This is a genomic window from Georgenia sp. Marseille-Q6866 (genome assembly GCF_965111665.1).
In genome coordinates, this window is the sequence record NZ_CBCOOR010000002.1 from 144,765 (window position 1) to 157,943 (window position 13,179).

The 13,179-nt window shown below is 73.3% G+C and carries 12 protein-coding genes; 11 read left to right on the forward strand and 1 reads right to left on the reverse strand.

The features are described from left to right. Positions 1-62: 62 nt before the first annotated feature. From ACWPXV_RS02585 to ACWPXV_RS02610, 6 genes are all read left to right on the forward strand, one after another. Complete coding sequence (locus ACWPXV_RS02585; RefSeq protein ID WP_454083759.1) at positions 63-500, forward strand: DUF2243 domain-containing protein; 438 nt, start codon at positions 63-65, stop codon at positions 498-500. Beyond that, on the forward strand, positions 497-1,264 hold the full coding sequence (locus tag ACWPXV_RS02590; RefSeq protein ID WP_454083760.1) for a cytochrome c oxidase assembly protein: 768 nt from the start codon (positions 497-499) through the stop codon (positions 1,262-1,264). The genes ACWPXV_RS02585 and ACWPXV_RS02590 overlap by 4 nt, the downstream gene beginning before the upstream one ends. A gap of 76 nt (positions 1,265-1,340) precedes the next feature. Continuing rightward, on the forward strand, positions 1,341-2,489 hold the full coding sequence (locus tag ACWPXV_RS02595) for a zinc-dependent alcohol dehydrogenase (protein ID WP_454083761.1): 1,149 nt from the start codon (positions 1,341-1,343) through the stop codon (positions 2,487-2,489). Between the two features lie 13 nt (positions 2,490-2,502). Further along, a complete protein-coding gene (locus ACWPXV_RS02600; protein WP_454083762.1) occupies positions 2,503-3,093 on the forward strand; it encodes a hypothetical protein in 591 nt (196 codons plus the stop codon). Positions 3,094-3,170: 77 nt separating this feature from the next. After that, a complete protein-coding gene (locus tag ACWPXV_RS02605; RefSeq protein ID WP_454083763.1) occupies positions 3,171-3,593 on the forward strand; it encodes a hypothetical protein in 423 nt (140 codons plus the stop codon). A gap of 109 nt (positions 3,594-3,702) precedes the next feature. After that, the gene (locus ACWPXV_RS02610; RefSeq protein WP_454083764.1) at positions 3,703-4,932 is read left to right on the forward strand and encodes a GDSL-type esterase/lipase family protein; all 1,230 of its coding nucleotides are present in this window, start codon (positions 3,703-3,705) and stop codon (positions 4,930-4,932) included. 8 nt (positions 4,933-4,940) lie between these two features. On the opposite strand, the gene ACWPXV_RS02615 is transcribed toward ACWPXV_RS02610, so the two are convergent. Next, on the reverse strand, positions 4,941-5,963 hold the full coding sequence (locus ACWPXV_RS02615) for an adenosine deaminase (RefSeq protein ID WP_454083765.1): 1,023 nt from the start codon (positions 5,961-5,963) through the stop codon (positions 4,941-4,943). Between the two features lie 116 nt (positions 5,964-6,079). On the opposite strand from ACWPXV_RS02615, the gene ACWPXV_RS02620 reads away from it, so the two are divergent. From ACWPXV_RS02620 to ACWPXV_RS02640, 5 genes are all read left to right on the forward strand, one after another. Then, complete coding sequence (locus ACWPXV_RS02620) at positions 6,080-7,093, forward strand: class I SAM-dependent DNA methyltransferase (protein ID WP_454083766.1); 1,014 nt, start codon at positions 6,080-6,082, stop codon at positions 7,091-7,093. 24 nt (positions 7,094-7,117) lie between these two features. After that, positions 7,118-9,328 (forward strand): chemotaxis protein CheW, encoded by a 2,211-nt coding sequence (locus tag ACWPXV_RS02625; RefSeq protein WP_454083767.1) that lies wholly within the window; start codon positions 7,118-7,120, stop codon positions 9,326-9,328. After that, a complete protein-coding gene (locus ACWPXV_RS02630) occupies positions 9,328-9,744 on the forward strand; it encodes a chemotaxis protein CheW (RefSeq protein ID WP_251839795.1) in 417 nt (138 codons plus the stop codon). The genes ACWPXV_RS02625 and ACWPXV_RS02630 overlap by 1 nt, the downstream gene beginning before the upstream one ends. Before the next feature lie 216 nt (positions 9,745-9,960). Continuing rightward, positions 9,961-11,460, forward strand: coding sequence for a methyl-accepting chemotaxis protein (locus tag ACWPXV_RS02635; protein WP_454083768.1), 1,500 nt, complete (start codon positions 9,961-9,963; stop codon positions 11,458-11,460). A 10-nt stretch (positions 11,461-11,470) separates the two neighbouring features. Next, positions 11,471-13,117 (forward strand): methyl-accepting chemotaxis protein, encoded by a 1,647-nt coding sequence (locus tag ACWPXV_RS02640; protein ID WP_454083769.1) that lies wholly within the window; start codon positions 11,471-11,473, stop codon positions 13,115-13,117. Positions 13,118-13,179 lie beyond the last annotated feature (62 nt).

The following is a 13,179-nucleotide window of genomic DNA, read 5'->3' on the forward strand; positions in this document are numbered from 1 at the left end:
CCTGCTGCCGCGCGCCGTCCGCCGTGGCAGGCTCGTGGCCGACCACGGGGAGGGAGCGGGGGATGGACGGACGTGACCGCCGGCGCTCGGCCTGGGTCGCCGCGCTCATCGGGGTGGGCGTCATGGCGGCCGTCGACGAGATCGTCTTTCACCAGGTCCTCGGCTGGCACCACTTCTACGACCGCTCCACCCCGGAGGTGGGGCTCATGACCGACGGCCTGCTCCACGCCGCCGAGCTCGTCATGCTCGTCGCGGGGATCTTCCTCGTCGCCGACCTCGCCCGGCGCCGCGCACTCCACCGCGGCGCGGCCGGCGCCGGTTTCCTCCTCGGCGCCGGCGCGTTCCAGCTCGTCGACGGCATCGTCGTCCACAAGGTGCTGCGGCTGCACCAGGTGCGCTACGACGTCGAGCTGCTGCCCTACGACGTCGCCTGGCTCGCCTCGGCGCTGCTGCTCGCGCTCGCCGGGGCGCTCCTGCTCCTGCGCGCGCGGCGCACGTGACCCCCTGGCTGCCGAGCGCCCTGGCCGCGGTCGCGCTGCTCGGCGGCTACCTCGGGCTCCTCGCCCGGCGACCGGCCGGCCTGCCGCCGTGGCCGGCGTGGCGCACCGGCCTGTGGGTGGCCGGGGCGCTCACGGTCGCGGCCGCGCTGGCGCCGCCGCTCGCGGTGGCGGCGGCCACGGACCACCGCGCCCACATGGCCCAGCACCTGCTCCTCGGGATGTACGCGCCGCTCGGGCTCGTGGCCGCCGCGCCGGTCCGGCTCGCCCTCGGGTCCCTGCCGACGAGCGGAGCCCGGCGGCTCTCGGCCCTGCTCCGCAGCCGCCCGCTCCGCGTGCTCGCCCACCCCGTGGTGGCGGCGGTCCTCAACGTCGGCGCGATGTTCGTCCTCTACCTCACCCCGCTCCACGAGCGGGCCGCGGAGAGCCCGGCCCTCAGCGCCGTCGTCCTCCTGCACTTCCTCCTCGCGGGCTGGCTCTACACGTGGGCGGTCGCCGGCCCGGACCCGGCGGCGCACCGGCCCGGGCTGCCGCTGCGTCTCGGGGTGCTCGTCGTCGCCGCCGGTGCGCACGCCTACCTCGCCAAGGCCCTCTACGCCCGCGCCGTGGAGGGCCACCACCACGGCGGCACGGCGCACGCGGAGGCCGGTGCGCAGGTCATGTACTACGGGGGTGACGGCGCCGAGGTGCTGCTCGCCGTCATGCTCCTCGCCGGGTGGTACCACCGCGCCCGGCCCCGCGAACGGAGCACGTCCCGAGCCGGCTAGGCGTGCGGTTCCTCGACGCGCGGGCGCGCGTGCCGCGTGTCACCCTGACTGCCCCGACGACGTGGAGGAGACGACCGTGCGCGCGATGGTCTACCGCGGCCCGTACAAGATCCGCGTGGAGGAGAAGGACATCCCCCGGGTCGAGCACCCGAACGACGCGATCGTCAAGGTGCAGCTGGCCGCCATCTGCGGCTCCGACCTGCACCTCTACCACGGGATGATGCCGGACACGCGGGTCGGGACCACCTTCGGCCACGAGTTCATCGGCGTCGTCCACGAGGTCGGCTCCTCGGTGCAGAACCTCAAGCCGGGGGACCGCGTCATGGTCCCCTTCAACATCTCGTGCGGGTCCTGCTACTTCTGCTCCCGCGGCCTTCTGTCGAACTGCCACAACGTCAACCCCAACGCGACCGCCGTCGGCGGCATCTACGGCTACTCCCACACGACCGGCGGCTACGACGGCGGGCAGGCCGAGTACGTGCGGGTGCCCTTCGCCGACGTCGGGCCCACGATCATCCCGGACTGGATGGACGACGAGGACGCCGTCCTGCTCACCGACGCCGTCGCCACCGGCTACTTCGGGGCCCAGCTGGGGGAGATCCGCGAGGGCGACACCGTGGCCGTCTTCGGCGCGGGCCCCATCGGGCTCATCGCCGCCAAGACGGCGTGGTTCATGGGCGCCGCGCGGGTCATCGTCATCGACCACCTCGAGTACCGGCTCGAGAAGGCCCGCACCTTCGCCCACGCGGAGACGGTAAACTTCGCCGAGCTCGACGACGTCGTCGTCCACCTCAAGCGCACGACCGACGGCCTGGGCGCCGACGTCGCCATCGACGCCGTGGGCGCCGAGGCGGACGGCAACTTCCTCCAGCACGTCACCTCGGCCAAGCTCAAGCTCCAGGGCGGCTCACCCGTCGCGCTCAACTGGGCCATCGACGGCGTGCGCAAGGGCGGCACGGTGTCGGTCATGGGCGCCTACGGCCCCATCTTCAACGCCGTGAAGTTCGGCGACGCCCTCAACAAGGGCCTCACCCTGCGGATGAACCAGGCGCCGGTCAAGAGGCAGTGGCCCCGCCTGTTCGAGCACATCAGGAACGGGCACCTCAAGCCCAGCGACATCGTTACCCACCGCATCCCGCTCGAGCACATCGCCGAGGGCTACCACCTCTTCTCGGCCAAGCTCGACGGCTGCATCAAGCCCTTGATCGTGCCCAGCGCGAGCTGAGAGGAGACAGACCATGAGCGAGCGCATCCCCGTCTACACCTCCGCCGCACCGCCGGTGCCCTCGGCCGAGGAGCTGCGCGCCCGGATCCCCGGGTGGGGCGTCGACCTCGACCCCGCCGACCGGCCCTCCTGCCCCAAGGAGCGCGCCGAGCCGACCGGCGCGCACTGGGACCTGCCCGAGCAGCAGGAGGAGACCTCCCCCCGCGAACGGTCCATCGAGCACATGAGGCTCACCCCGGTCTTCGGCACGGTCGCGCCGCTGCACGGGCTGTCCGGCGCCATCCGCCGCTACTCCTACGAGCGGTACAGCGAGGCCCGCGCGGCGCACTGGCTGCTCCTCATCGCCGCGGACCGGGTCGACGCGATCGAGAGCCACGTCAAGTCGCTCGCGAGCGGCCGGCCCGACAACCCCGTCACCGAGACCGGGGTCCGGGCCGAGCTCACCCACGACGGCCTCGCCGCCCGCCGGGAGAGCAAGCGGGCGGACGTCAACCACCAGTGGATCGACCCGATCCTCGTCGCCGGACCGTGGGTGCTGGCGGGTGCGGCCGCGGTCGCGGGTGCCCGCCGCCTCGTGCGCGGCCGCAGGGACCGGGGGGCGTGACGACGCACAGCCCGCCGCGAGACCCGCGCGACGAGGACGCCTGGGCGGCGGAGCCACTGCCTCGGGTGGTGGGCGAAGTGCGGAGCACCATCGACGGTGACTGGCTGTCCGACGCCCCGCCACTGTTCGACGTGGGCCACGACGCCACGGCGCTGTTCTACGCGACCAACTCCGGCGTCACGCCGTGCCTGCTCCGCGACGACGACGAGTTCCGGGCCGCGCAGCGGCACATCCCCATGGGGTACACCGACCTGTTCCTCTACGAGAAGCGCGCCGTCGTCGACGGCGGCACGCTCGTGCGGCTGTGGCCCCAGCGCCGTACCGACGGCGACGTCGGGGACTTCCGGGTGGTCCTCCCGCGGCAGGGCACGGACCGCGAGCTCCTGCTCGGCGTGCCGAACCCGCTGCGGGCCGCCGTCCGCACGGCCGAGGACCTCTCCGGCCGGCTCAAGGCACCGGTGGTCGTCGCTCGTCTAGTCAGCCGCTGGGGCTGGCACTGACGGCTCGGCACACCCTCCTATTCCCTTGCGGGCCGTCACGGCCCGCGCGGTACCGTGCTGGGCGCCGTCGTGACACAGCGAGCGGCACGGGCGAGAGGAAGCAGGCGGCGTGAGCCAGAGCTGGACCACCACACCGATCACCACAGACGTCCTGCGCGGGGTCCTCGAGCTCGAGCGGGGCTCCCACGGAGTGGTGCCGCACCGGCTGCCGGCGTGGGCGCGGGCCCAGTGCGCCGACCCGCAGCTCCACCTCGCCGAGGGGCAGCCGGCGGGCGCCCGGCTCGCCCTGCGGACCGCAGCCACCGCCGTCGAGCTGGACGTCCTGCCCACCCGCTACGGCTTCCGTGGTGCGCCGACCCGGCCCGAGGGCGTCTTCGACCTCCTCGCCGACGGCGTCCTGGTGGCTCGGTCCGTCGCCCCCACCGCCACCACCGTCACCATCGACACGACCACCGGCGCCACCGAGCACCGGCCCGGCGAGGTAGGCACCGTACGGTTCACCGGCCTGCCGGCGGGGGAGAAGGACCTCGAGCTCTGGCTGCCGCACAACGAGGCGGTCGAGCTCGTCGCGCTGCGTACCGACGCGCCGGTCCGGCCCGCTGCGGTGAGCGGGCGGCGGGTGTGGCTGCACCACGGCAGCTCGATCAGCCACGGCTCCAACGCCGAGCACCCGACGGGGACGTGGCCCGCGCTGGTCGCGCTCGGCGCGGGGCTCGAGCTCGTCAACCTCGGCCTCAGCGGCAGCGCGGTCCTCGACCCGTTCGTCGCCCGCACGATGCGTGACACGCCGGCGGACCTGCTCAGCGTGAAGATCGGCATCAACGTCGTGGGCGGGGACGTCATGCGCCGCCGCGCCTTCGGACCCGCGGTCCACGGCTTCCTCGACACGCTGCGCGAGGGGCACCCGACGGCGCCCCTGCTCGTCGTCTCCCCGCTGTACACGCCGATCCACGAGGACACGCCAGGTCCCGGCGCCTTCGACCTCGAGGCCCTGGCCGCGGGCCGCACCGCCTTCCGCGCCACCGGCGACCCGGCCGAGGTCGCTGCCGGGAAGCTCACCCTCGCCGTCGTGCGCGAGGAGCTCGCCGGGATCGTCGCGCAGCGGGCCGCGGCCGACCCGCACCTCTTCTACCTCGACGGCACCGGGCTCTACGGCCCAAAGGACTACGCGGAGCTCCCGCTGGCGGACGAGCTGCACCCCGACGGCGCCATCCACCGCCGGATCGCCGAGCGCTTCAGCGCGCGGGTCCTCGGCGGCGCGTGGGGTACCGTCCCGGTAACAACTCAGCTCTCAGCGGGAGGGAGGGGAGCCCCTTCCTCGCCGAGAGCTGAGTTGTGACAGGACGTTCAGGCGCCGGCGGCGTAGGCCTCGAGCTCGGCGAGGTACCGCTCGCGCTCCCGGCCGCTGAGCCAGGCGATGTCGAAGGAGTTGCGGGCCAGCCGGACGAGCTGCTCGCGGCCCAGGCCGGCGACCTCGGCCAGGCGCACGTAGTTCTCCGCGACGTACCCGCCGAAGTAGGCAGGGTCGTCGGAGTTCACGGTCACCTTGACGCCCTGCTCGAGCAGGCCGACGATCTCGGTCTCCTTGACGCCGTCGACGACCCAGCCGTTGGAGATGGGGCAGCAGGTGAGCCCCAGCCCGCGCTCCTTGATCGCCGCGACGAGCTCGGGACGCTCGAAGGCGTTCGAGCCGTGGTCGATCCGGTCGACGCGGATGTCCTCGATCACCTGGCGGATGTGCTCGTGGGTGCCCTCCTGGTCGATGTCGCAGTGCATCGTGAGGAGGTAGCCCTCCTGGCGGGCGCGGGCGAAGACGGCGGCGAACTTCGCGGGCGGGTTGCCGCGCTCGTCGGAGTCGAGGCCGACGCCGAGGATCCAGTCACGGTAGGGGAGGGACTCCATGAGGGTGCTCATCGCGTGCTCGGCGGTGAAGTCACGCAGGAAGCACATGATGAGCTCCGCGTGGATGCCGAGGTCGCGGCGCGCGTCCACCAGGGCCCGGCGCAGGCCGCCGATGACCGTCTCGAAGGGCACGCCGCGCGAGGTGTGGGCCTGGGGGTCGAAGAAGATCTCGGCGTAGCGGACGTGCTGGCTCGCCGCCCTGGTGAGGTACGCCGTGGCGAGGTCGTAGAAGTCGTCGGCGGTGACGAGCACCCGCATCGAGTCGTAGTAGACCGTGAGGAAGGAGGAGAGCGAGTCGAAGTCGTAGGAGGCGCGGACCTCCTCCGCGGAGCTGTGCTCGAGCTCGATCCCGTTGCGCTGGGCGAGGGCGAACTTCAGCTCGGGCTCCAGGGTGCCCTCGATGTGCAGGTGCAGCTCGGCCTTCGGCAGGCCGGTGATGAAGTCCTGCAGGTCGGCGGTCACGGTCACGCGTGTGCTCCTTCGGTCGGTGCCCGGCCCGCTCGGCCGGGTGCCCGCCGAGGCTATCGGCCGCGAGCGGCCTCTCGAGGCAGCGTCTCGGCGCGCGCCCGTGTCAGCCTGGTGCCATGAGCAGCTTCGACGACAAGGCAGCCGGCTGGGACAGCGACCCGGCCAAGGTGACGCGCGCGCGGGAGGTGGCCGACGCCGTCGCGGCCGCAGTGCCGCTGGCCCCGGGGCTGCGCCTGCTCGAGTACGGAGCGGGCACCGGGCTCGTCTCCGAGGCGCTCAGCGGGCGGGTCGGCCCGGTCACGCTGGCGGACAGCTCGGCGGGCATGCGCGAGGTGCTCGCGGAGAAGGTGGCCTCGGGGCGCCTTCCCGGCGGGCAGGTCTGGGACCTCGACCTCGAGACCGACGAGGTGCCGGCCGAGCGCTTCGACCTCGCCGTCGCCTCCCTCGTCCTGCACCACGTGCAGGCCCTGGACCGGGTCCTCGCCGGGCTGACCGAGCTCCTCGCGCCGGGCGGCCACCTGTGCGTCGCGGATCTCGACCGCGCGGAGCACGGCACCTTCCACGAGCACGACTTCGACGGCCACGACGGCTTCGACCGGACGGAGCTGGCGGCCCGGCTCGAGACGGCGGGTCTCGTCGACGTCGTCGTGCGCGACTGCGGCACGATCGACCGCGACGGCGTCACCTACTCGGTGTTCCTCGCCGTCGCGCGCCGTCCGGGCCGGCTCAGCCGGCCGGGGGCGGCGGGGGCAGGTAGTCGGCGGGCTGCTGCGCGCGGGCGGAGGCGGCGGCACGGGCGCGGCGGCAGGTGCCTGCGGGCCGGCCGCGAACCGCTCCTCGAGCTCGGTCCCCTCCGCCTTCGAGTACGCGTGCTGCATCCCGCAGAAGGTGCAGTCCATGACGTAGCGCGTCGATACGACGAACAGCGGCACGAAGAACAGCGTGAACTTCCGGCGGAGCTTGTGGAGCCGGTGCGCGGCGGGGTTGTGGCAGCGCGGGCACACCATGGTGAGCGTCGCGACGAGGTCGGCGTAGCCCTTGAAGCCGAAGATGATCATGCGGGCGAACCTAGCGCCCAGGCACCGGCCCGGCGATGGGGAGAACTCCACCACTACGATCCGGAGGCATGACCTCCCACCTCCCGGCGGCCGGCCGTGCGTGAGCTCGTCGTCCTCGGGACCGCCTCCCAGGTGCCCACCCGCACCCGCAACCACAACGGGTACCTCCTCCTGTGGGACGGGCGCGGCTACCTCTTCGACCCGGGCGAGGGCACGCAGCGACAGATGATCCACGCCGGGGTGTCGGCCACGCAGGTCCACCACATCTGCCTCACCCACGTCCACGGGGACCACTGCTACGGCCTGCCCGGCGTGCTGTCGCGGATGGTGCTCGACGGCGTCACGCACCCCGTCCACCTCCACTACCCGGCGAGCGGGGAGGCGGTGGTCCGGGCGCTCGTGTCCGTCGCGACGCCCGGGCTGGACCTGCGCCTCCACCCGCACGGGGCGGCCGGGGAGGTGGCCCCGGGCCTCGAGGTGCGGCCGCTGCACCACCGGGTGGAGACCTACGGCTACCGCCTCGTCGAGCCCGACGGGCGCACGCTGCTGCCCGAGCGGCTCGCGGCCGCGGGGCTCAGCGGCCCGGACGTGGGGCGGCTGCAGCGGGAGGGCCGCGTGGACGGGGTGGCGCTCGAGGACGTGAGCGTGCCGCGCCGCGGGCAGCGTTTCGCCTTCGTCATGGACACCGCGCCGTGCGCGGGAGCCGAGGAGCTGGCCGAGGGTGCCGACCTCCTCGTCGCCGAGTCGACCTTCTCCGACGAGGACGCCGAGCTCGCCCGCTCCGCCCAGCGCCTGAGCCTCATCGCCACCGAGCTGCAGGAAGGCGTCATGAAGACGCGCATGCAGCCCATCGAGCACGTGTGGAACAAGATGCCGCGCGTCGTGCGGGACCTCGCCTCGATACTCGGCCGCAAGGTCTCCCTGTCCATGCTCGGCGGCGAGACCGAGCTCGACCGCTCGCTCCTCGAGGCCGTCAAGGACCCGCTCACCCACCTCGTGCGCAACGCCGTCGACCACGGCATCGAGGCGCCCGCGGACCGTGTGGCGGCCGGCAAGCCCGAGCAGGGCCAGGTCACGCTGCGCGCCTACCACGCGGGTGGGCAGGTCATCGTCGAGATCGCCGACGACGGCCACGGGATCGACCCCGACGCCGTCGCGGCCAGCGCCGTCCGGAAGGGGGTGCGCACGGAGGAGCAGGTGCGGGCGATGAGCCCGCAGGAGATCTACGAGCTGCTCTTCCTGCCCGGCTTCTCCACCGCCAAGGCTGTGACGAACGTGTCCGGCCGCGGCGTCGGCATGGACGTCGTGCGCACGAAGATCGAGGCGATCGGCGGCTCCGTCGACGTCGACTCCCAGCCGGGAGCCGGCACCACCTGGCGCCTGCGCATCCCGCTCACCCTGGCGATCATGCCGGCGCTCACGGTCACCTGCGGGCCCCGCACCTTCGCCATCGCCCAGACGAACCTCCTCGAGCTCGTCGCCGTCGAGTCGAGCCAGCTCGAGTACGTCGGCACCGCCCCGGTCTACCGGCTGCGTGGCGCGCTCCTGCCCCTCCTCTCGCTCGCCGAGGTCCTCGGCATGGAGCACGAGGAGCAGTCGTCGCACACCATCGCCGTCCTCCAGGCCGACGAGCAGCGCTTCGGCCTCCTCGTCGACCGGGTGCTCAACAACGAGGAGATCGTCGTCAAGGCGCTGTCCTCGCGGATCAAGCAGATCGGCCTCTACTCCGGCGCGACGGTGCTGGGCGACGGCGACATCGCCCTCATCCTCGACGTCCAGGCCATCGCCCGCCGCGCCCTCATCGGGGAGCTCGGCCAGCTCGTCCGCGCCAGCCGTGCGCCCGAGGCCCGCGCGAGCGGCACCGAGCAGCAGCTGCTCGTCGTCGCCATCGGCGAGGGCCGGCGCGTGGCCATCCCGCTGGCCGACGTCACCCGCCTCGAGCGGATGCCCGCCGACCGCCTCGAGCGCGTCGGCAGCCGCGAGGTCGTCCAGTACCGCGGCGACCTGCTGCCCGTCGCCCGCCTGGACCGGGTGCTCGGCGCGATGAGCTACGAGCAGCCCGAGGAGCTCCTCGTCATCGTGCTCACCTCCGGCGGCGTCACCGTCGCCGTCGTCGTCGGCGAGATCGTCGACATCGTCACCGACGACCCGGCCAGCCGCAGCGGCCTCGAGGACACCGGGCTCACCGGCTCGACCGTCATCAAGGACCGCGTGACCGAGCTCCTCGACGTCAGCGACCTGCTCCACGCCGTGGGCATCGCCCCCTTCGACACCTCCGCTCTCGACGAGGACCTGGTGAGGATCTGATGAGCACCCAGTACGTGACCTTCACCCTCGGGGACAACCTCTACGGCATCGGCGTCGGGCAGGTGCAGGAGGTCCTGCCCTACCGCGCCACCGCCAGCGTGCCGCTCGCGCCCGCGGAGGTCGCCGGCCTCGTCAACCTCCGCGGCCAGGTGGTCCTGGCCCTCGACCTGCGCACCCGCCTGGGCCTCGCGTCCCGTGGGACGAGCGAGCCGATGATGGTCGTCGTCAAGCTCGGCGGGGAGCCCGTCTCGCTGCTCGTCGACGCGATCGGCGACGTCGCCGAGGTCGACGACGCCCAGTTCGAGGCGCCGCCCCAGACGCTCACGCCCGAGCTGCGCGAGGTCATCCGCGGCGCCTACAAGCTCGACGGCCGCCTCCTGCTCGCCCTCGACGTCGACGCCGTCACCGCGGCCTGACACCGACCCACCCACCTCTGGAGAACCCCATGGCCGTCCTCGCCCCGAGCGGACGCGACCCGCACCGGCTCCGTCGCCGGTCCCGGTCCAGCGCCCCACCGAGCCCATGCCCGCCCCCGCCCGTAGGCGCCGCATCAGCGACGTCTCGCTGCGCAAGAAGATCATCGGCAGCTCCTCGGAGCCGCCGCGCTCGTCCTCAGCCTCGCCGGCGTCGCGGTGTGGGGCACCCTCAGCGCCGCGGACTTCGCGACCGAGACGCTGGAGCACGACGTGCGCTCCGAGGAGGTCACCGGGCAGATGCGCCTGGCCTTCTCCCAGGCCCAGTTCCTCGGGGCGGCGAGCCTCCTCGTCGCCACCCCGCAGGACGCCCAGTCCGTGCTGGAGGAGCGCGATGCACATCTCGCCGAGCTCACCGCCCTCGCCGAGGAGTACCGGGCCGAGCTCGCCCCGAACGCGGAGGCGGCAGCCCTCGTGGCCGACGTCGAGACCGCCGTCGAGGACTACCTCGAGGCGGCGGGGGCCACGGGCGAGCTGATCGGCCGCGGTGACGGCGCCGGTCCGGAGGTCGGTGAGCTGGTGGCTGAGATGGACGCCCAAGCCGTCCTCATCTCCGACGACCTCTCCGCCGTCGCGGAGATCCACGAGACCGAGTCCGCGAAGGGCCTGGAGGAGATGGAGGGCACCGCGACGACGGCGATCATCTCCGCGATCCTGTGGGCGGCCATCGGTGCGGTCGTCATGGTGGCCGGTGGCGTGCTCATCGGCCGCCGCGTCTCCCGCAACGCCCTTCAGCTCGTCCGGACGACGACGGCGATGGCGGCCGGAGACCTGACGACGGCGACCGACATCACGGACCGGGACGAGCTCGGTCAGGTCGCCGAGGCGCTCGACGCGGCGCAGCACAAGCTGCGCGATCTCGTCGCCGAGGCCTCCGGCACCGCGCAGGCGGTCGCCGCCGCCGCGGAGCAGCTCTCGGCGAGCAGCGGCACGCTGCGGGCCACGACCGAGGGGACCTCCTCGCAGGCCGGCGTCGTCGCCGCCGCGGCCGAGCAGGTCTCCGGCAACGTCCGGACCGTCGCGGCCGGCGCGGACGAGATGGGCGCCTCCATCCGCGAGATCGCCCAGAACGCCGCCGAGGCTGCCGACGTCGCCGCCCAGGCCACCGGCGTGGCCGAGACGACCAACGAGACGGTCGCCAAGCTCGGCACGTCCTCCCGCGAGATCGGTGAGGTCGTCAAGGTCATCACGACCATCGCCGAGCAGACGAACCTGCTCGCGCTGAACGCGACCATCGAGGCCGCGCGGGCCGGGGAGGCGGGCAAGGGCTTCGCCGTCGTCGCCGGGGAGGTCAAGGAGCTGGCGCAGGAGACCGCGCGGGCCACCGAGGACATCGCCCGCCGTGTGGACGCGATCCAGCTCGACACGGCCAGCGCGGTCGGCGCCATCGCCGAGATCTCCCGGATCATCGGCGCCATCAACGACTACCAGCTGACGATCGCCTCCGCTGTCGAGGAGCAGAACGCGACGACCGACGAGATGTCCCGCAGCATTGCCGAGGCCGCCACCGGCTCCGGGGAGATCGCCGGGAACATCACCGCCGTCGCCGCCTCCAGCGCCGCCGCCAACGACACCCTCGTCCAGCTGACGGCCGCGGCCCAGGAGCTCGCTGGCATGTCCGCCAGCCTCCAGAACCGCCTCGCGCAGTTCCGCTTCTGATCGGAGCTCCATGTCCTCCTCCACCCCCATGTCCCAGCCCCCGGCGCGCCTGCGCCGCACCGGCGTCGCGACCCGGCTCTACGTCGCCTTCGGGATCGTCGCCCTGTTCGTCCTCTTCGCCGCCGGCATCGGCCTTGCTGCCGTTGGACAGCAGCGGGAACAGTCCGCGGAGCTCGCGCGCGCCGAGAGCATCGCCCAGCTCGCCGAGGAGGCGCGCTTCCAGATCGCCGACGCGACCGGCTGGCAGGGCCTCTACCTCAGCGACGTGGCCGTCCTCGGTGCCGAGGTGGGCCTCGCGACCGACTCCTACAACATGGCCGGCATGGCCGAGTCGCGGCAGGCCGTGGAGGCCTGGCTCGACGAGCTCGACGCCGTGGACCTGCGTCCCGAGGAGGAGCAGGTCTTCGGCGGGCTGCGTCCGGCATGGGAGGACTTCTTCGCCTGGGACGCCCAGGTGGTCGAGTGGCTCGCCCCCGACACGCAGGAGGGCCAGGAGACCGCCCTCGAGTCCATCAACGGGGGAGAGGCGGGGGAGGCGTACTCCACCGTGCTCGCCATCGCCGACGAGGCGCAGGCGCTCGCCGACGAGCAGGTCGCCGCGGCCCAGGCCGCACAGGCCGACGGCCAGGCGACCGCGGTCACGCGCCTGGCGGCCGTCGGCGTCATCGGCATCCTCCTCGCAGTGCTCTTCGCCGGGCGCACCACTCGGCTCCTCCTGCGCCGCATCACGCGTCTGAGGCATGTCGCCGAGCGACTGAGCGCCGGGGACCTCACCGCGCGGACCGACCTCACGCGCACCGACGAGCTCGGTGACGTCGGCCACGCCCTCGACGAGGGTGTGGCAGCCGTCCGGGACCTCGTCAGCGCGGTCGGTGACTCCGCGCACCGGGTCTCCGGGTCCACCGGGGAGCTGGAGGCGCGCACCCAGCGCGTGGCCGGCGAGGTGGCCCAGACCTCCGCCCAGAGCGCCGCCGCCGCGGCCGCCGCTGAGCAGGTCTCGGCCAGCGTGCAGACCGTCGCCGCGGGCGCCGAGCAAATGGGTGCCTCCATCCGCGAGATCGCCCGCACCGCGGGGGAGGCGGCCTCGGTCGCGTCCCGTGCCAGCACCGTGGCGCAGTCGACGAACCACACCGTCGCCAAGCTCGGCACCTCCTCCCAGGAGATCGGCGACGTCATCAAGGTCATCACCTCGATCGCCGAGCAGACGAACCTCCTCGCCCTCAACGCGACCATCGAGGCCGCCCGGGCCGGTGAGGCAGGCAAGGGCTTCGCCGTCGTCGCCGGGGAGGTCAAGGAGCTGGCGCAGGAGACCGCGCGAGCAACCGACGACATCGCCCGCCGGATCGAGACCATCCAGGGCGACGCGGGCGCCGCCGTCGGCGAGATCGACGAGATCGCCCGCATCGTGGGGTCCATCAACGACCTGCAGCTCACCATCGCCTCGGCGGTGGAGGAGCAGACGGCGACGACGAACGAGATGAGTCGTGGGCTGTCCGAGGCCGCCACCGGCTCGGGCGAGATCGCCCAGAACGTCACCGCCCTCGCCTCGGCCGCCGAGACCCTCGACGCCGTCCTCGGCGGGATGAGCACCGAGGTCGGCGACCTCGCGGGGCTGTCCACCGAGCTGCGCGACCGCGTCACCCAGTTCGCCTACTGAGCACCGGCGGGCCCGAGCCTGCCACCACCACCCACCCGCGCCGCCCCGGCGACGCACCGATG